The sequence below is a fragment of the Mesorhizobium sp. B2-5-3 genome (genome assembly GCF_006441005.1).
Taxonomy (GTDB): Bacteria; Pseudomonadota; Alphaproteobacteria; order Rhizobiales; family Rhizobiaceae; genus Mesorhizobium.
Genome location: NZ_VFUS01000005.1, coordinates 226,644 through 245,196 on the forward strand (window position 1 = coordinate 226,644; position 18,553 = coordinate 245,196).

The 18,553-nt window shown below is 64.2% G+C and carries 20 protein-coding genes; 19 read left to right on the plus strand and 1 reads right to left on the minus strand.

Annotated elements, in window-relative coordinates:
- The first annotated feature begins 59 nt into the window (after positions 1 to 59).
- From FJ867_RS14005 to FJ867_RS14090, 18 genes are all read left to right on the plus strand, one after another.
- A complete protein-coding gene (locus FJ867_RS14005) occupies positions 60 to 1,349 on the plus strand; it encodes an imelysin family protein (RefSeq protein ID WP_140817664.1) in 1,290 nt (429 codons plus the stop codon).
- 108 nt (positions 1,350 to 1,457) lie between these two features.
- A complete protein-coding gene (locus FJ867_RS14010) occupies positions 1,458 to 1,769 on the plus strand; it encodes a (2Fe-2S)-binding protein (RefSeq protein ID WP_140523850.1) in 312 nt (103 codons plus the stop codon).
- On the plus strand, positions 1,735 to 2,220 hold the full coding sequence (gene bfr, locus FJ867_RS14015) for a bacterioferritin (protein ID WP_140817666.1): 486 nt from the start codon (positions 1,735 to 1,737) through the stop codon (positions 2,218 to 2,220). The genes FJ867_RS14010 and bfr overlap by 35 nt, the downstream gene beginning before the upstream one ends.
- Before the next feature lie 12 nt (positions 2,221 to 2,232).
- The gene (locus tag FJ867_RS14020; RefSeq protein WP_140817668.1) at positions 2,233 to 3,828 is read left to right on the plus strand and encodes a di-heme oxidoredictase family protein; all 1,596 of its coding nucleotides are present in this window, start codon (positions 2,233 to 2,235) and stop codon (positions 3,826 to 3,828) included.
- Positions 3,828 to 4,907: an imelysin family protein gene (locus FJ867_RS14025; RefSeq protein ID WP_140685042.1), complete on the plus strand. Its 1,080-nt coding sequence runs from the start codon at positions 3,828 to 3,830 to the stop codon at positions 4,905 to 4,907. The genes FJ867_RS14020 and FJ867_RS14025 overlap by 1 nt, the downstream gene beginning before the upstream one ends.
- Before the next feature lie 2 nt (positions 4,908 to 4,909).
- Positions 4,910 to 6,016, plus strand: coding sequence for a DUF1513 domain-containing protein (locus FJ867_RS14030; protein WP_140817670.1), 1,107 nt, complete (start codon positions 4,910 to 4,912; stop codon positions 6,014 to 6,016).
- A 110-nt stretch (positions 6,017 to 6,126) separates the two neighbouring features.
- Positions 6,127 to 6,804 (plus strand): tRNA (adenosine(37)-N6)-threonylcarbamoyltransferase complex dimerization subunit type 1 TsaB, encoded by a 678-nt coding sequence (tsaB, locus tag FJ867_RS14035; RefSeq protein WP_140580435.1) that lies wholly within the window; start codon positions 6,127 to 6,129, stop codon positions 6,802 to 6,804.
- Positions 6,804 to 7,298: a ribosomal protein S18-alanine N-acetyltransferase gene (rimI, locus tag FJ867_RS14040; RefSeq protein ID WP_140629792.1), complete on the plus strand. Its 495-nt coding sequence runs from the start codon at positions 6,804 to 6,806 to the stop codon at positions 7,296 to 7,298. The genes tsaB and rimI overlap by 1 nt, the downstream gene beginning before the upstream one ends.
- A 21-nt stretch (positions 7,299 to 7,319) precedes the next feature.
- Complete coding sequence (locus tag FJ867_RS14045) at positions 7,320 to 8,120, plus strand: lysophospholipid acyltransferase family protein (RefSeq protein WP_140513156.1); 801 nt, start codon at positions 7,320 to 7,322, stop codon at positions 8,118 to 8,120.
- A gap of 62 nt (positions 8,121 to 8,182) precedes the next feature.
- Positions 8,183 to 9,592 (plus strand): tRNA (N6-isopentenyl adenosine(37)-C2)-methylthiotransferase MiaB, encoded by a 1,410-nt coding sequence (gene miaB, locus FJ867_RS14050; RefSeq protein ID WP_140817672.1) that lies wholly within the window; start codon positions 8,183 to 8,185, stop codon positions 9,590 to 9,592.
- Between the two features lie 83 nt (positions 9,593 to 9,675).
- Entirely contained in the window at positions 9,676 to 10,668 is a 993-nt protein-coding gene (locus tag FJ867_RS14055; protein ID WP_246675044.1) for a PhoH family protein, read from the plus strand.
- Between the two features lie 17 nt (positions 10,669 to 10,685).
- Positions 10,686 to 11,192, plus strand: coding sequence for an rRNA maturation RNase YbeY (ybeY, locus tag FJ867_RS14060; protein WP_140817675.1), 507 nt, complete (start codon positions 10,686 to 10,688; stop codon positions 11,190 to 11,192).
- 27 nt (positions 11,193 to 11,219) lie between these two features.
- Positions 11,220 to 12,314, plus strand: coding sequence for a hemolysin family protein (locus tag FJ867_RS14065; RefSeq protein WP_140496806.1), 1,095 nt, complete (start codon positions 11,220 to 11,222; stop codon positions 12,312 to 12,314).
- A 10-nt stretch (positions 12,315 to 12,324) separates the two neighbouring features.
- Complete coding sequence (locus FJ867_RS14070) at positions 12,325 to 12,792, plus strand: VOC family protein (RefSeq protein ID WP_140817677.1); 468 nt, start codon at positions 12,325 to 12,327, stop codon at positions 12,790 to 12,792.
- Positions 12,793 to 12,992: 200 nt separating this feature from the next.
- Positions 12,993 to 14,585 (plus strand): apolipoprotein N-acyltransferase, encoded by a 1,593-nt coding sequence (gene lnt / locus FJ867_RS14075; protein WP_140496802.1) that lies wholly within the window; start codon positions 12,993 to 12,995, stop codon positions 14,583 to 14,585.
- 139 nt (positions 14,586 to 14,724) lie between these two features.
- Positions 14,725 to 15,144, plus strand: coding sequence for a helix-turn-helix transcriptional regulator (locus tag FJ867_RS14080; RefSeq protein WP_140496800.1), 420 nt, complete (start codon positions 14,725 to 14,727; stop codon positions 15,142 to 15,144).
- Between the two features lie 169 nt (positions 15,145 to 15,313).
- Entirely contained in the window at positions 15,314 to 16,579 is a 1,266-nt protein-coding gene (gene metK / locus FJ867_RS14085) for a methionine adenosyltransferase (protein ID WP_140496798.1), read from the plus strand.
- Between the two features lie 27 nt (positions 16,580 to 16,606).
- Complete coding sequence (locus FJ867_RS14090) at positions 16,607 to 17,308, plus strand: tRNA (guanosine(46)-N(7))-methyltransferase TrmB (RefSeq protein WP_140624826.1); 702 nt, start codon at positions 16,607 to 16,609, stop codon at positions 17,306 to 17,308.
- A 115-nt stretch (positions 17,309 to 17,423) separates the two neighbouring features.
- Here FJ867_RS14090 and FJ867_RS28760 read toward each other — a convergent pair whose 3' ends face one another.
- Positions 17,424 to 17,588, minus strand: coding sequence for a hypothetical protein (locus FJ867_RS28760; RefSeq protein WP_181165285.1), 165 nt, complete (start codon positions 17,586 to 17,588; stop codon positions 17,424 to 17,426).
- 293 nt (positions 17,589 to 17,881) lie between these two features.
- On the opposite strand from FJ867_RS28760, the gene rimP reads away from it, so the two are divergent.
- Positions 17,882 to 18,529 carry a ribosome maturation factor RimP gene (gene rimP, locus FJ867_RS14095; RefSeq protein WP_140496792.1) on the plus strand — a complete coding sequence of 216 codons (648 nt, stop codon included), beginning with the start codon at positions 17,882 to 17,884 and terminating at the stop codon, positions 18,527 to 18,529.
- Positions 18,530 to 18,553: the final 24 nt, after the last annotated feature.

Genomic DNA, 18,553 nt, shown 5'->3' on the forward strand with positions numbered 1-18,553 from the left:
CCTGGCGCCGGTTGTCGCGCGCGCCGTTCACAAAATTCCCGAAAAACTGGAGAGTGATAATGACGGCACGACATGGCAGCAGGCTTGCGGCGATCAGTGCCACGGCGCTGCTGACGGCGGCGGTGTTCGTGCTGCCGGCCAAGGCCGAGAGCGATCCCAAGGCGGTCATCAAGACCTATGCCGACATCGCGCTTGCCAAATACGAGGATTCGCTGACCACCGCGCAGGCGCTCGACAAGGCGGTCGATACCTTGTTGGCCAAGCCTTCGGCCGAGACGCTCAATGCCGCCCGCGAGGCCTGGAAGGCATCGCGCGTTCCCTACCAGCAGACCGAGGTCTACCGCTTCGGCAACAAGATCGTCGACGACTGGGAAGGCAAGCTGAATTCCTGGCCGCTGGACGAAGGCCTGATCGATTATGTCGCCAAGAGCTACGGCACAGAATCCGACGCGAATTCGCTCTATACGGCCAATGTGATCGCCAACAAGGAGATCGAGATCAACGGCAAGAAGGCCGACGCCTCGAAGCTTTCGCCGGAATTCCTCGCCGGCACGCTGCAGGAGGCGGGCGGCGTGGAGGCCAATGTCGCCACCGGCTACCATGCCATCGAGTTCCTGCTCTGGGGCCAGGACCTGCACGGCACCGGACCGGGCGCCGGCGAGCGCCCCTACACCGACTATGATCTCAAGAACTGCACCGGCGGCAATTGCGACCGCCGCGCGGAATATCTGAAGTCAGCCAGCACGCTTTTGGTGTCCGACCTCCAGGAGATGGTCGGCGACTGGAAGGAAGGCGGCGCTGCGCGCAAGAACCTGGTCGACGGCGAGCCGAACGCCGCCATTTCGGCCATCTTCACCGGCATGGGCTCGCTCTCCTACGGCGAACTCGCCGGCGAGCGCATGAAACTCGGCCTGCTGCTGCACGATCCGGAAGAGGAGCATGACTGCTTCTCCGACAATACCTACAATTCCCATCTCTATGACGCCGTCGGCATCCGCGCCGCCTATCACGCCAGCTACACCAGGCTGGACGGCACCGTTATTTCAGGGCCGTCGGTGGCGGACATGGTCAAGGCGGCTGATCCGGCCATCGACAAGGAACTGTCTGACAAGCTCGATGTCACCGTCGCCAAGATGGAGGCGATCAAGGCCCGCGCCGAAGGCGGCGAGGCTTACGACCAGCAGATCGCCGAAGGCAACACCGAGGGCAACGCCACGGTGCAGGCGGCAATCGACGCACTGATCGACCAGACCAAATCGGTCGAACGCGCCGTCGGCGCGCTGAAGCTCAACGCCATCGCCTTTGAGGGTTCAGACAGCCTCGATGCGCCGGACAAGGTGTTCCAGTAAGCGTCGAAGCCTGGAAGCCCGGGCCGAAGTCACAAAGGGCTTCGGCGCGGGGAAGATCGAGTCAAGCCACACGGCGCGGAAGGCGCCGTCAGCCATCCGAGCAAGTATATGCTGATCTGCCATTGCAACATCATCACCGAGAAGGAGATTGAGCAGACGATCGTCGGGCTGCTGGACCAGGATCCCTGGCAGCTCATCGTGCCGGCAAAAGTCTATCACGCCATGCACAAGCGCGGTCGCTGTTGCGGCTGCTTCCCAAATGTGGTCGAAACGATCATTCGGGTCACCGAGAACTACCACGCCCGCTCGCAGGCGAGCGGCGTGGACATCGTTTCACATCTGGATCGCGTCAGAGGCCTGCGCGTCCAATACGGGAGCAGAACCCATGAAAGGCGAACCACAGATCATCGAGCGGCTTAACGAGGCTCTGTTCCTGGAGCTTGGTGCCGTCAATCAGTATTGGGTCCATTTCCGTCTGCTGGAGGACTGGGGATACGCCAAGCTCGCCAAGAAGGAACGCGCCGAATCGATCGAGGAGATGCACCATGCCGACAAGCTCGTGGCCCGGATCATCTTCCTGGAAGGGCACCCCAATCTGCAGTCCGTGGCGCCGCTGCGTATCGGACAGAACGTGAAGGAAGTGCTCGAATCCGACCTTGCCGGCGAGTATGACGCTCGCACCGCCTACAAGCGCTCGCGCGAGGTCTGCAACGAAGCCGGCGACTATGTCAGCATGAAACTGTTCGAGGAACTCTTGGCCGACGAGGAGGGGCACATCGACTTCCTCGAGACGCAGCTCGATCTGCTTGCCTCGATCGGCGAGGAAAAATACGGCCAGCTCAATGCCACATCGGCGGACGAGGCGGAGTAAGGGCATGCGGGAATGCGGCGCACCCTAGCATTGCTGCGCCGCTGGCGGCGGGCCGAAGGCCTGTCGTCAAACAGAAAACCGGGAAGCGTCGTGCTTTCCGGTTCGGCCGCCATCATTCTTTTGACCTTCGCCACGGGCGGGTCCGGCTCGCAGCAGCCCGCCAATTTCGCCGCCACGCGCACCGACCTCAGCCCGAAGGATCAGGCGCGCGTCACAGCCGTTACCAGGCCGACCAAGGACTTCTCGAAACCCGAGCAGTTCGAATTGATGCAAGGCGGCGCCGGCACATCCAGGAAGGACGTCAACCGCGATTCCTTCTCGCAATCGTCGGCCAACATCACCTTCGAGGAAGAAGGCACCTTCAAGCTGGGCAACGCCCTGTTCCGCAAGAATTGGGTGTCGTCGCCGTCCTCGACGCAGGCTTCCGACGGGCTCGGACCGCTGTTCAACGAACGCGCCTGCCAGAACTGCCATCTGAAGGACGGCCGCGGCCGTCCGCCGCAAGGCACCGGCAGCACGTCGATGTTCCTGCGGCTGGCGCGAGAGGCGAGCACCGAGGAGGAGAAGGCTGGGCTTGCCGACCACAGGCTGCTCAACATCCCCGATCCGGTCTACGGTTCGCAGCTGCAGGATTTTGCCGTCCCCGGCCTGCGCGGCGAGGGCCGGATGCGCGTCGACTACAGCGAGGAAAAAGTCGGGCTCGGCGACGGCACCGTGGTTTCACTGCGCAAGCCCACTTACGCGGTCGATGATCTGGCCTACGGCCTGCTCGATCCGCGCACCACGCTGTCGCCGCGCCTGACGCCGCCGATGATCGGGCTCGGCCTCATCGAGCAGATCGCGCCTGCTGATATACTCGCCCATGCCGATCCGGACGACCGGGACGGCGACGGCATTTCCGGCAGGCCGAACATCGTGCGCGACGGCATAAGCGGCGCGCTCGCTCTTGGCCGTTTCGGCTGGAAGGCGCAGACCGCGTCGATCCGCCAGCAGGCCGCGGATGCCTTTGCCGGCGACATCGGCATCTCGACGCCGGAGGAGCCCAAACACTGGGGCGACTGCACCGCCGCCGAGAAGGATTGCCTTGCCATGCCGGATGGCGTGCAGGAGCGGCTCGGTCCGGCCGAGGCGCCGGCGCCGGTCATGGACCTCGTCACCTTCTATTCGCAGAACCTGGCCGTGCCGGCGCGCCGCGACCTCGGCGCCCCGGATGTGCTCGCCGGAAAGAAACTCTTCTACGAGATCGGCTGCGTTTCCTGCCACGCGCCGAAATTCGTAACCCGCCGCGACGCGCCCAACAAGGCGCAGGCCTTCCAGCTTATCTGGCCCTATTCCGACTTCCTGCTGCACGACATGGGCCCCGGCCTTGCCGACGGCCAGGCGGTGGGCGAGGCGACGGGCAACGAATGGCGCACGCCGCCGCTATGGGGCATAGGCCTCACCGAAACGGTCAACGGCAACAATTTTTATCTGCACGATGGCCGCGCCCGCAGCCTGGTCGAGGCGATTCTTTGGCATGGCGGCGAGGGCCAGAAATCGCGCGACCGCTTCGCCGCCGCCGGCGCCGCCGACCGCGAGGCATTGCTCAAATTCCTGGAGTCCCTGTGATGTTGAAGCGTCCCGCGCTGGTAATCCTTCTTCCTCTGGCCCTGCTGGGCGTCAGCCCCGCATCGGCGGCGGTGAAGGCCACCGACGTCATCCAGCGGGCAATCGACGGCTTTGTCCGGCCGGCCTATGCCAGTCTGCACGACCGCGCGGCGGGCTTGAACAAGGCGATGCACGCGCTTTGCGAAAAACCCTCAAAGGGCGATCTCGATGCGGCACGCGCCGAATTCTCGCGCACGGTGGGTGCCTGGTCGTCGGCCGAGATCATCGGGTTCGGCCCGATCAAGGAAAACAACCGGCTGGAGCGAATGCTGTTTTGGCCGGATCGCAAAAGCATCGGCCTGAAACAGGTGCAGGCCGCGTTGGCCGCCCAAGACCCGAGCGCCACCGATCCGGCACAGCTTTCCGGCAAGAGCGTCGCCATGCAGGGGCTCGGCGCCTTGGAGTTCGTGCTCTACGGTGACGGCGCCGATGCGCTTGCCGGCAAGAACGATCCCTATCGCTGCGCCTATGGCGCGGCGGTTGCCGGCAACATCGAAACCATGGCCGGCGATGTCGCCGACGCCTGGAACAGGCCGGACGGCTTTGCGGCGCTCTGGGCCAATCCGGGGCCGCAGAATCCGCTCTATCGCGACGGCACGGAAGCGGTGACGGAACTGGTCGGCATCTTCATCAACGAGCTGGACATGGTTCGCGACGTGCGCCTGAAAGGCTTCCTGGGCGGCAAGCCGGAGACGGACAAGCCGAAACAGGCGATCTACTGGCGTTCGCAAAACACCACCAATTCGCTGGCCGGAAACCTTGCCGGCATCGACGGGCTGTTCGAGGCCTCGAAGCTCGGCGATGCGCTGCCGGCCGATGCGCGCTGGATGGCGGAATCGATCCGTATCCAGCTGGTCAACGGCGTCGCCACCGCGAAGTCGGTCCAGGGGCCGATCGACATGGCGCTCGCCGACCCGGCGCTGCGCGCAAAGCTCGAGCATCTCGCGCTGATCACCTCCAGCCTGTCGACCCTGTTCGGCACCAGGCTGACCGCCGAATTCGGCCTGACCGCCGGTTTTTCCTCGCTGGATGGGGACTGAGCGTGAAAACCTCCCTCATTGACCGTCGCGATTTCCTGAGAGCCGCGGGCATCGGTTTTGCCGCCGCGATGGCGCCGCCGGCCTGGGCAAATACGCTTGCCGCCGATGCCGTCTTCGCCACCGCCTTCGTCAAGCGCGACGGCAGCTATGGCGCCGCAATCCTGTCCGAGGCCGGCAAGCTCCTGCACGCGATCGACTTGCCCGACCGCGGCCACGACGTCACCTTCGATCCCATATCGAAGCGCTCAGTGGTGTTCGCCCGCCAGCCCGGCACCTTCGCCGTGGTCTTCGATCACGCCGGGCGCGATGAACCGCTGACCATCGCCAGCATCACCGGCCGGCATTTCTTCGGCCATGGCGTGTTCTCCCCGGACGGCGCCTTGCTTTATGCCACCGAGAACGATTTCGACAACGCGACCGGCGTCGTCGGCGTCTACGACGCGCGGGCGAAATTCAAGCGCCTTGGTGAATTCCCGACCTATGGCATGGGACCCCACGAGCTTCTGCTCCTGGGCGACGGCAGGACGATCGCCGTTGCCAATGGCGGCATCGAGACTCATCCCGATTATGGCCGCGCCGAGCTCAACATCGCCACCATGAAGCCATCCTATGTGCTCATCGACCGTGTCACCGGCGATCTGGTCGAGAAGCACGAATTGCCGGCGGCGCTGCACCAGCTGTCGATCCGCCACATGGACACCGACCAGACCGGCACCGTCTGGTTCGGCTGCCAGTACAGGGGGCCCGGCACCGACCGTCCGCTGCTGGTCGGCCGCGCCGCGCGCGGCAAGGATTTGCAGCTCCTCGACATGCCGCAGGATGTCCTGTCCGGCTTCCGCAACTATATCGGTTCCGTCGCCGCCAATCCGGTTGCCGGCACCATTGCCGTCTCTTCGCCGGAAGGCAATTCGCTTGTGGTGATCGATGCGGCGAGCGGGCGGCTCGTCTCGTCAAGCGCACTGGTCGAGGTCTGCGGCGTGGCGCCAGACGGGACGGGTTTCATGGCTACCACCGGAGCCGGCGAAATCGTCGAATGCAATGGCGCGACACGGTCCGAACCGGACTATGTCTGGGACAACCACATGCTGCGCATAGCGCCTGCCGCATAGACACCGTTCCCGCTGTGCCGGAACGAAGCCGCTTAACAAATTATGCGCTATCCCCTTGCGGTGGCGCGCTGTGGCAGGCACAGGGAATTGTTTTTCGAACCGGTCGTTTCATGAAAGTGCTCGCCATCGACTGTGCCGCCAACCTCTGCGCCGCCTGCGTCTATGATGCCGGGGCGAGGCAGGAACTCGGCCGCGCGGTGCTCGATCTCGGCAAGGGCCATGCCGAGCATCTGATGGGCGTCATCGCCGAGGCGCTGAAGGCCGGTGCAACCGCCTATGCCGGTCTTGGCGCCATCGCCGTCTCCGTCGGCCCCGGTTCCTTCACCGGCCTGCGCGTCGGGGTTTCCACGGCGCGCGGCCTGGCGCTGGCGCTCAAGGTGCCTGCAATCGGCGTGACGACGCTCGAGGCGCTGGCAGCCGAGGCGGCACGGGCATTTCCCGGGCGCGCCGTGCTGGCCGCGCTCGATGCCGGCCGCGAGGAGATCCATGCCGCTCTCTATGATGAGATGTCGGTTTTGACTTACGGTCCGGCCGTGGTCACACTGGCGGATGCCGTGGCCATGGCGAGCGAGCGGTCTTCGGTGCTCGCCGGAACCGCCGCGACGCGGATCGCGGCATCCGCCGGACGCTCCTTCGACATCGGACCCGAGACGGCGACCGCGGACATTCTCACTTACGCCCGCCTGGCGGTCGCCAAGGGCGACGGCGAGAGGCCGAAACCTCTTTATCTGCGCGGCGCCGACGCCAAGCCGCAGGCCGGGTTCATACTTTCCAGGCAAGGGAAATAATGCGCATACCTTTTCTCCAGTCGCGCCGCCGCGATTACGCGCTCGAACCGCTCAGGACCACCGACAGTCCGGCGGTCTCGCTGCTGCACCGCGAGGACTTCGTCCGCCCCTGGACCGATGGCGAGTTCGCGGCCTTGCTCGAACAGGACACCGTGTTCGGCTATGCCGCGCGCGAAACCGGGCAGGGCGCCAAGCCGCCGGTCGGCTTCGTGCTGGCCCGGCTGGCGGCCGGCGAAGGCGAGATCCTGACCGTTGCAGTGGCGCGGTCGCATCGCCGCCAGGGGCTCGGCTGGCAGTTGATGGACGCGGTGCTGCGCGAACTGCACGCGCAACGCGCCGAAGCGCTCTTCCTCGAGGTCGACGAGACCAATGTCGCCGCGATCGCCCTCTACAGGCGTCTCGGATTCCGCGAGGTCGGCAAGCGCCCCAACTATTACAGGTCGCCCGAGCATGGACCGACCGGCGCGCTTGTCATGCGCCGCGATCTTCGCTAGCCAGGGTTTCGGGGTGGAGCGATGATCGGAAAAATCAGGATTTTCCTGGCGATAGGGCTGGTCGTCGCCGGTTCGCTGATCCTGGTGCCTTTGCAGGTCCTGTCGATGAAGACCGGCTGGTGGCCGGAAACCTTCATCCTCAAGATCTGGCACAGGCTGATCGTCAGGGCGCTCGGCATGCGCATCCATGTAAACGGCACGATGTCCGACCGCCGCCCCTTGTTGATTGCCTCAAATCACATCTCCTGGACCGACATCATGGTGCTGGGCTCGTTTGCCGATGTGAAGTTCATCGCCAGGGCCGACATGGAAGGCTGGCCGCTGATCGGCATGCTGTCGAAGCTGCAGCGCACCGTCTTCATCGAGCGTGAGCGCAAGCGCTCGTCCGGCGACCAGGCGAGCGAGATCGCCAACCGCATGGCCAAGGGCGATGCCATGGTGCTGTTTGCCGAAGGCTCGACGGGCGACGGCAACATCGTCCTGCCTTTCAAGAGCACGCTGTTCGGTGCCGCCTCGATGGCGATTTCGGAGGGTGCGGCGGAGCAGGTCTTCATCCAGCCGGTAGCGATCGCCTATACCCGGCTGCATGGCGTGCCGCTCGGGCGCCGGCACCGGCCGATCGCGGCGTGGATCGGCGACGAGGATCTGATGCCGCACCTCAAAGTGCTGATGGCGGAAGGGGCGCTCGATGTCGAGGTGCATTTCGGCGAACCGATTGCCTTCGCCAAGGGGTCGAACCGGAAGGAAACGGCGAAGCTGATGGAAAGCCGCGTGCGCGAAATGATGCAGGCGGCACTGGCCGCGCCGCGCCCGAGCCGCTGAACCGAAGGCCCCCAGGCAGAATCGTCTGTTTTTTGTCGCGGAAAGGCGTTAGAAGCCGCCGGATGGACTTGAACACGGTTGAAAGCGACGACATCGGCACTGCGGCTGGACAGCAGGCAGTGATTTCCGCGGCAGCGAAAAAGGTCTTCGTCAAGACTTATGGCTGCCAGATGAACGTCTATGATTCGCAGCGCATGACAGATGCGCTGGCCGCCGACGGCTACACGGCGACGCAGACCATCGGCGAAGCCGACCTGGTGCTGCTAAACACCTGCCACATCAGGGAAAAAGCGGCTGAAAAGGTCTATTCCGAGCTCGGCCGCATTCGCGAAATGAAGGCCGAACGCGCCGCCGCCGGCCGCGAATTGCTGATCGGCGTCGCCGGTTGCGTGGCGCAGGCCGAAGGGGCCGAGATCATCCGCCGCTCGCCCGCCGTCGACCTGGTCATCGGCCCGCAGACCTATCACCGGCTGCCGGACGTACTGGCCAGGGTGCGCGGCGGCGAGAAGATCGTCGAAACCGACTACGCCATCGAGGACAAGTTCGAGCACTTGCCGCAGCCGAAGCGCGCCGAGGTGATCAAGCGCGGCGTCACCGCCTTTCTCACCGTCCAGGAGGGCTGCGACAAGTTCTGTACCTTCTGCGTCGTGCCCTACACCAGGGGGTCCGAAGTGTCGCGGCCGGTGGCACAGATCGTCGCCGAAGCCGAGCGCCTGGCGGAAGCCGGGGTGCGCGAGGTGACGCTGCTTGGCCAGAACGTCAATGCCTGGCATGGGCAGGGCGAAAACGGCGAGGAATGGGGCCTTGGCCGCCTTCTGTTCAGGCTGGCCGAAATTCCCGGGCTGGCGCGCCTGCGCTACACCACGAGCCATCCACGCGACATGGACGACGAGTTGATAGCGGCCCATCGCGACCTGCCGGCATTGATGCCGTATCTGCATCTGCCGGTGCAATCCGGGTCCGACCGCATCCTGAAGGCGATGAACCGCAGGCACACGGCGGATGATTATCTGGCGCTGCTCGACCGCATCCGTTCCGTGCGGCCCGATATCGCGCTGTCGGGCGATTTCATCGTCGGTTTCCCCGGCGAGACCGAGACGGATTTCGAGGCGACGATGGAGTTGGTGCGCCAGGTGAACTACGCCTCGGCCTTTTCGTTCAAATATTCGCCGCGCCCCGGCACGCCGGGCGCCGAGATGGCCGGCCATGTGCCGGAAGCGGTCAAGGACGAGCGTTTGCAGCGGCTCCAGGCGCTGCTTTTGAAGCAGCAGCAGGATTTCGGCTTGAGTCTCGTCGGCCGCACCATAGATACGCTGATCGAGAAGCCAGGTCGCCAGGCCGGCCAGAAGGTCGGACGCTCACCTTGGCTTCAGCCCGTTATTGTTGATGAAAAGGCCGGCGAAATCGGTGACATTATCCAGGTGCGAATCACGAAGACGGGTTACAATAGCCTGTTCGCCGAATTGGTCTGATGACCTCGGCAGATGAGGAGAGACGGTTGAGCGCAGCGGAGCTGAAGAACCTGCCCCCGGTACCGGCATCTGGGGCTTCTGACATGGCGCACATCGTACTGACTTTCGACAACAACAAGCTTGCCAGCGCCCTCTACGGCCAGTTCGACGAGAACCTCGCCCGGCTCGAGCAGAAACTGGGCGTCGACATCCGCTCGCGCGGCAACCAGCTGACCATCAAGGGGTCGGCTTCCGCCGCCGAGCAGGCCCGCCGCGCGTTGGACAACCTCTACGGCATCCTCCAGAAGGGGGTGGATATCGGCCAGTCCGATGTCGACGGCGCCGTGCGCATGGCGGTCGCCGCCGATGACCAGCTCACGCTGCCGACGCTGGAGCGCAAGGGCAAGGTTTCGGCCGCCCAGATATCGACGCGCAAGAAGACGATCTACGCCCGTTCGCTCACGCAGGACGCCTATATGCGGGCGCTGGAGCGCTCGGAACTGGTGTTCGGCATCGGCCCGGCCGGTACCGGCAAGACCTACCTGGCGGTGGCGCATGCGGCGATGCTGCTCGAACGAGGCATGGTCGAGCGCATCGTGCTGTCGCGGCCTGCCGTCGAGGCCGGCGAGCGGCTGGGCTTCCTGCCCGGCGACATGAAGGAGAAGGTCGATCCCTATCTGCGGCCGCTCTACGACGCGCTCTACGACATGATGCCGGCCGACAAGGTCGAACGCGCCATCACCGCCGAGGTGATCGAGATCGCGCCGCTTGCCTTCATGCGCGGCCGCACGCTGGCGCATGCCGCCGTCATCCTCGACGAGGCGCAGAACACCACGCCGATGCAGATGAAGATGTTCCTCACTCGTCTGGGTGAAAACTCGCGCATGATCGTCACCGGCGACCCGACGCAGATCGACCTACCGCAGAACACCAAGTCCGGCCTTGTCGAGGCGCTCCGGATTCTCGACGGTGTGACCGGCATGGTGACGGTCCGCTTCAATGAAGGCGACGTCGTCAGGCATCCTCTGGTCGCCGAGATCGTCAAGGCCTACGACCGCGACGGCAAGCTCGCCCGCGGCCTGGGGACCGAAGGCTGATTTGATCGAGCGACCTCATGGTTGAGCCCGAAACGCCGAACGGGCCGGCTCCGCCGCTGCCCGTCGACGTCGATCTGACGGTCGAGGCCGGGCATTGGCCGGACGAAGCCGAGCTTGTTCGGCTGGTCGGCGCCGCCGCCGCCGCGGCATTCGCCGAGACGGGTGCGGCTGGCCATTCCGAACTCAGCGTCGTTTTTTCCGACGATGCCCATGTCCAGGCGCTCAATGCCGGCTGGCGCGGCAAGGACAAGCCGACCAACGTCTTGTCTTTTCCGGCATTTCCTTTCCCCAAGGGCGGTCCCCTGCCGCCGATGCTCGGCGATATCGTGCTGGCCGCGGAGACGGTGGCGCGCGAGGCGGCACTGGAAGACAAGCCGCTGGAGAACCATATTTCCCATCTCGTCATCCACGGCCTGCTGCATCTCATGGGCCATGATCACGAGACCGATGCCGAGGCCGAGGAGATGGAGGCCGTCGAGCGCGCCGCGCTCGCCAGACTTGCCATTCCCGATCCCTACGCGTAACTACTTCTAACCAATTGACGGACGAAGATGAACGACAAACCTGAAACTGCCGTCCGCCCCGACGCCGGCAGTGCGACCAAGGCTTCCGATACGTCGGAAGAGGGATCAAGTCCGAGTACCATTACCCCTGGCGTTGCCAACACCGGCAGCGCTGCCAGTGAGCCGTCGCCTGCCGGGCCTTCCCTGTTCAACCGCGTTCTGGGCCTGTTCAGGCAACGCAACGGAACCAGCCTGCGCGAGGAGATCGCCGGCGCGCTCGCCGAGACGACGAGCGATGTCGAATCCTTTTCGCCGGGCGAACGCGCCATGCTCAACAACATCCTGCGGCTGCGCGAGGTGCGCGTCGAGGACGTCATGGTGCCGCGCGCCGACATCGAGGCGGTCGAGATCACGACCACGCTTGGCGATCTGCTTGGCATGTTCGAGCAGTCCGGCCATTCCCGCATGCCGGTCTATGCCGAGACGCTCGACGACCCGCGCGGCATGGTCCATATCCGCGACGTGCTGGCCCATATCACCAAGATTGCGCGCGTCAGGAAAGGCCGGGCGACCAGGAAGACACCCGCCGCCACGGTTCTCGACCTCACCCAGGTCGACCTCTCGCGCACCATAGGCGAACTGAACCTGATCCGGCCGGTGCTGTTCGTGCCGCCGTCCATGCTGGCCTCCGATCTGATGGGCCGCATGCAGACGACCCGCACGCAGATGGCGCTGGTCATCGACGAGTATGGCGGCACCGACGGGCTCGTCTCGCTCGAGGATATCGTCGAGATGGTGGTCGGCGACATCGAGGACGAGCACGACGACGACGAGCCGATGATCACCCAGACCGGTGAAGGCGTGTTCGTCGTCGACGGCAAGGCCGAGATCGACGAGGTTGCCAAGATGATCGGCGGGGATTTCGCCGCCGGCGAACATGGCGAGTATGTCGACACCATCGGCGGCATGATCTTCAACACGCTTGGCCGGGTGCCGGCGCGCGGCGAGGTGGTGCAGGCCATCCCTGGCTTCGAGTTCCATGTGCTCGACGCCGATCCGCGCCGCGTCAAGCGCGTGCGCATCGTGCAGAACCAGAAGGGCGAACGTCGCCGCCGCGCCGCGGCGCGCACCGAGCAGGCTTAAGCGCCTGCGGATGACCGAAGACCCCTTCAAGCACGCCGCCTTGGGATCCGGCGTGTTCTACAGGGATCCGCGGGCCGCGCTGGATTGGCTGGAGGCAGCTTTCGGCTTCGAGCGCAGCATGGTGGTCAGCGATGCCGACGGCAAGCTCGTCCATTCCGAGATGCGGTTCGGCGACTGCTACATCATTGTCGATTCCGAATGGAGCGACTACGTCGCCAGCCCGGCCTCGGTCTCGGGCAAGAACACGCAGTCGGTCTATGTCAGGCTGAAAGACGGCATTGATGCACATTGCGAGCAGGCGCGGACGGCGGGTGCCGGTATAATCCATGAGCCGGCGGACCAGTTCTACGGCGAGCGCCAGTATCGGGCGCGCGATCCCGAGGGCCATGTCTGGACCTTCACCCAGACCATCCGCTCCGTTCCGCTGGAAGAGGCCGAACGGCTCGGCGACGTGCGCATAGAAGGGTGGCACCGCTGATCCATGTCGCCCTAAGTAACTTCGGTTTTGGGAGGAGGACATGCACAAAAACAAAGACCTAAGGCGCGTCGTCTGATCAGTTCAAACGCGATGCGCTCCAGCAGTGGTGAGTGGGTTTCACGGCAGACCACCCGAAGTTTGGAGCGCAGGCCGCGGCCTGATAAATCTGCTGCCGTGATTCGCACGACTCGGAACAATGCATGAACCGCCTGGCCGGCCGGATAATTCTGTTTTGGGGTTGGCGGCGTGCGCTCGTGGCGTTCCTCGCGGGCGCCCTGGCGGTGCTCGGCCAGGCGCCGTACGATTTCTTTGCCGCTTGTTTCATTTCGTTTCCGCTGCTGGTCTGGCTGCTCGACGGGGCGACCGGTGAGGCCTCGGGCAGCCTGTTTGCGCGGCTGCGGCCGGCCTTTGCCGTCGGCTGGTGGTTCGGCTTCGGCTATTTCCTCGCCGGCCTGTGGTGGATCGGCTCGGCCCTGCTTGTAGAGGCCGACAGTTTCGCCTGGGCGCTGCCTTTCGCGGTGGTCGGCATCCCCTTTGCATTGGCCTTCTTCTACGGCTTTGCGGCCATGGTCGCCCGGCTCCTGTGGAGCAACGACATCGGCCGCATCGCGGCCCTGGCCGCCGCATTCGGGCTGGCCGAGTGGCTGCGCGGCTTCCTGTTCACCGGCTTTCCCTGGAATGCGATCGGCTACGCGGCGATGCCGGTGCCCCTGCTGATGCAGAGCGTCTCGGTCACCGGGATGGTCGGCATGAACGTGCTCGCCGTGTTCGTCTTCTCGCTGCCGGCGCTGCTGGCGGCGCGCACGCATCTTCGTCTTGGCGTCGCGCTGCTTGTCGTGCTCGTCGCCGCTCATGCCGGCTTCGGCTATCTCAGGCTCAACGCTCCGGCCGCGCCTGAGGCCCGCACGATCGATGTGCGCATCGTCCAGCCGGCCGTCGACCTTTCGGAAAAGTGGGACGCCTCGGTGCGCGACCGTATCTTCGCCACCTTGATAGGCCTGTCGGCCAAGGCGCCGGACCCCGGCCATGAAAAGCCGCAACTGATCCTGTGGCCCGAAACCTCGGTCCCGTTCCTCCTCACCGAGCGGCCGGACGCTTTGACCGCACTGGGCGACATGCTGGACGCCGGCCAGATGCTGATCGCCGGCGTCGTGCGCGAGGAAGGCGGTGCGGCGGCCGGTGCCGGCAGCCGCTACTACAACTCCGTGGTGGCGATCAACGACAAGGGCGAAATCGCTGACGCCGTCGACAAGGTCCATCTGGTGCCGTTCGGCGAATACCTGCCTTTCGCCGACCTGCTCGATCGTTTCGGCATCGAACAACTGGTCGCTGGCCCGGTGACCTTCACGGCAGGCAATGAGCGGCATGCGATCACGCTGCCGGATGGCGTCCGCGCCTTGCCCTTCATCTGTTACGAAGTGATCTTTCCCGAACTGGTGGCGGTTGACGCAACGTCAGCGCAGCTTATTGTCAACGTTACCAACGATGCGTGGTTCGGCGATACGCCGGGTCCCTATCAGCATTTCAGGCAGGCTCAGATTCGCGCGGTGGAGAACGGGTTGCCCTTGTTGCGTGCGGCCAACAACGGCATCTCGGCGGTTGTCGACCCACGGGGGCGCATCGTCGATGCGCTGGCGATCGACGCGCGCGGGGCCATCGACGTCCGTGTGCCAATCTCGCGGCAAGCGGTCGTGTCCGCCGGCCAGCTGCGCATTAACGGAATGCTGATCATGTTGCTGTTTGCCCTGGCTGCCGTCCTGTTCAATGTAAGGCAAAGGCTACGGGTGAATTGACAGTCGACACATTAGAAACTCATACTGTAACGCCTGAAAATTTCTCGAAGCCGGTGGATCGTTCTGTTGGGGCAGTCGCCTCCGGCTTTGTTTGGGTAGGAAAAAAATCACAAAGCCGAAAAAATTCGGCGAGGAAAAAATGACAGAAGATAACAAGAAGAAACCGAATCCGATCGACATCCATGTTGGAAGTCGCATCCGGCTTCGCCGCAATATGTTGGGAATGAGCCAGGAAAAACTAGGCGAGAACCTCGGCATCACATTTCAGCAGATACAGAAATATGAAAAGGGCACCAACCGGGTCGGCGCAAGCCGCCTGCAGGCGATAGCATCCATACTCGGCGTGCCTGTCGCCTTCTTTTTCGAGGATGCGCCGGGCCAGGAGAGCCCGGCCGGCCGCGGTTTCGCGGAGGATGCTTCGATGGCTTTCGCCGTGGAATTCTGCGGCAGCCCGGAGGGCCTTCAACTCAACCGGGCCTTCGTTAAGATCGCCGACGTCAAGGTGCGTCGCAGGATCATAGACCTGGTGAAGTCGCTGGCGTCCGAAGATTCCGACTGATCCGCAACAGGACTCGACCGGCGGCATTTCGGCCGCTGGTGGTACAAAATATCGACATCGACATTCATGCCAGAAGGGCGGCACCGCTTGACGAGCGGCGCTTCGCCCCGCTAACACGTGGCGCGCCAAATCGGCAGCCTGCCGATCGTTTTTTCAAGAGGGGACACCCGTGACGCGGCAGAACTACTTCTTTACCTCGGAATCCGTTGCCGAGGGCCATCCCGACAAAGTCTGTGACCGGATATCCGACGAGATCGTCGACCTGGTCTACCGTGAGGCCAAGAAGACGGGCATGGATCCGTGGAAAGTCCGCGTCGCCTGCGAGACGCTGGCGACCACCAACCGCGTCGTCATCGCCGGCGAGGTGCGCGTTCCCGAGACGCTGCTGAAGAAGGACAAGGAAGGCAACATCCTGAGGGATGCCGCCGGCCATCCGGTCGTCAACCCGGCGAAGTTCAAGTCGGTCGCCCGCAAGGCGATCCGCGAGATCGGCTATGAGCAGGCCGGCTTCCACTGGAAAAAGGCCAAGATCGACGTTCTGTTGCATGGCCAGTCGCCCGACATCGGCCAAGGCGTCGACAATGCCTCCGACCGCCAGGGCGAGGAGGGTGCCGGCGACCAGGGCATCATGTTTGGCTATGCCTGCCGCGAGACGCCGGACCTGATGCCGGCGCCGATCTACTACAGCCACAAGATCCTCGAACTTCTGGCCGCCGCCCGCCACCAGAACAACGGCGATGCAGGCAAGCTCGGGCCGGACGCCAAGAGCCAGGTCACCGTCCGCTATATCGACGGCAAGGCCGCCGAAGCGACGCAGATCGTGCTGTCGACCCAGCACCTCGATGCGAGCTGGGATTCCAAGAAGGTGCGCAAGGTCGTCGAGCCCTATATCCGCGAGGCATTGGGTGACCTCAAGATCGCCGACGATTGCATGTGGTACATCAATCCGACCGGCAAGTTCGTTATCGGCGGGCCTGATGGCGACGCCGGGCTGACCGGCCGCAAGATCATCGTCGACACCTATGGCGGCGCCGCACCCCATGGCGGCGGCGCTTTCTCGGGCAAGGACACCACCAAGGTCGACCGTTCGGCCGCTTATGCGGCGCGCTACCTGGCCAAGAACGTTGTGGCGGCGAAACTTGCCGACCGCTGCACCATCCAGCTTTCCTACGCCATCGGCGTCGCCCAGCCCTTGTCGGTCTATGTCGACCTGCACGGCACCGGCAAGGTCGACGAGGCAAGGCTCGAGGAGGCGCTGCGCACTGTGATGGACCTGTCGCCGTCCGGCATCCGCCGCCACCTCGACCTCAACAAGCCGATCTACGCCAAGACCTCGTCCTACGGTCATTTCGGCCGCAAGGCCGGCCGCGACGGATCTTTTTCCTGGGAAAAGACCGATCTCGCCAAGGCGCTCAAGGATGCTGTCGCTGCCTGAGGGCGGCGACAGGACCTTGATCAGCCGATGAGTTCCGGGGACAGGCCAAGCCGCGCGACAGAAGCCTTCTTCGGCCGTCGGCGCGGCAAGCCGGTTCGCCCGCAGCAGGCGGCGGCGCTGGAAAGCGGCCTCGACGCCTATCGGCTCGATCTGACGACCGAGGCGCCGTCGGATCTGCGGGCTCTGTTCGAAGCCGATGTTTCCGCCGTTCGCCTCGAAATCGGCTTTGGCGGCGGCGAGCATCTCCTGCATCGCGCGACCGAAGCGCCGATGACCGGCTTTATCGGTGTCGAGCCCTTCGTCAACGGCATGGCCAAGATGATGATGGCGGTGCGGGAAAAGCCGCTGGCCAACCTCAGGGTCTACGACGACGACGCCACGCGGCTGCTCGACTGGCTGCCGCAGGCCTCGCTCGATGGCATCGACCTGCTCTATCCCGATCCGTGGCCGAAGAAGAAGCACTGGAAGCGCCGTTTCGTCAGCCCGGTCAATCTCGAGCGTTTCGCACGCGTTGTGAAGCGTGGCGGCGAATTCCGTTTCGCTTCCGACATCGACACCTATGTGAACTGGACCCTGCTGCATTGCCGCGCGCATGGCGGTTTCGCCTGGCAGGCTGCAGAGGCCGTCGACTGGCATCGCCCCTACGATGGCTGGCCAGGCACCCGCTACGAGGCGAAAGCCGTCCGCGAGGGCAGGCGGCCGGCCTATCTTACCTTCATCAGGACCTAGGCATCAGGTCCCAGGCATCGGGATTGGGCATCAGGATCCAGGCGCCCTTCGTGAGGGGGGCGATCTTCAATTGTTGCGGGGACACAGAAATCGAATGTCGCCCGTTGGCCGGAGTTCAGAAACGGCCGATCTTGTCGAAAGCCGTCGGATCCATGCCGAGCCTGCGCAGATCCTGGGCGTGCGGCTTGCGGCTGGCTTCCACCGCCCGCGACGCGGCTACGGCGCTGCCGAATGTGGTGAAGAGATCGCCTATGGCGGAAAAAACCTTGCGGCTGTTCATTGTCATGTCCTTTCGCGTGCGGTGACGCGCTATCGCTATCGTTTTGTGCAATGCAACATAGATAGGAGCGCGGCTTGAGGACCAACAAGGGCCGTTGCCGCATGGATGGCATGCACCTGGCGCAAGCCCAATGCACCGGACATGCGCTCAGTTGGGACGGCGGGCTTGAAACACCGGGGCGGATCGTTTATATCAGCCTCAAATTCTTGGTCGGTATGACGAAGAGTGGGTCCACCCGGTCCCGCTCTTTTTTATTACCTGCCGACGGCTAGAGAATGATCGACAGGAATCGAATGACGTCAACGGCAAGCGAGAGCGACGATCGCATCATCCGCGAAAGCGGCATCGATGCGCGCATCGCGCTGATCGTCCAGCCGGTGCTGCGCGGCATCGGCTTTCGCCTTGTACGCGTGCATCTGTCCGGCCAGAACGGGCTGACGCTGCAGATCATGGCTGAGCGCGAGGACGGCACCATGACCGTCGAGGATTGCGAAGAGGTGAGCCGTGCGGTGTCGCCGGCGCTCGACGTCGACGATCCCATCGAGAAGGCGTATCATCTCGAAGTCTCATCGCCCGGCATCGACCGGCCGTTGGTGCGCAAATCGGATTTCGTGACCTGGACCGGTCATCTGGTGAAGATGGAAACATCGGTCGTTGTCGCGGATCGCAAGCGCTTCAAGGGCAAGATCGCCGAAGCCGGTGAGAACGATGTGCTGATCGAGCGCGACAAGGCGGCCTACGGTGAGGAGCCGACAGTGCGCGTGCCCTACGACGCCATTGCCGAAGCCCGGCTGATCCTGACCGACGACCTCATCCGTGATGCGTTGTCGAAGGACAACAGGGCGCGCAAGGAAGCCAAGAAACGCCGCGGCGAACCGGACGACGACGTACCGGAGGGTACGGAACCGGGCGCTACGGAAGAACACGAACAGGAAAGTTGATTGAGCTGCCAGGCCCCAGGGGCC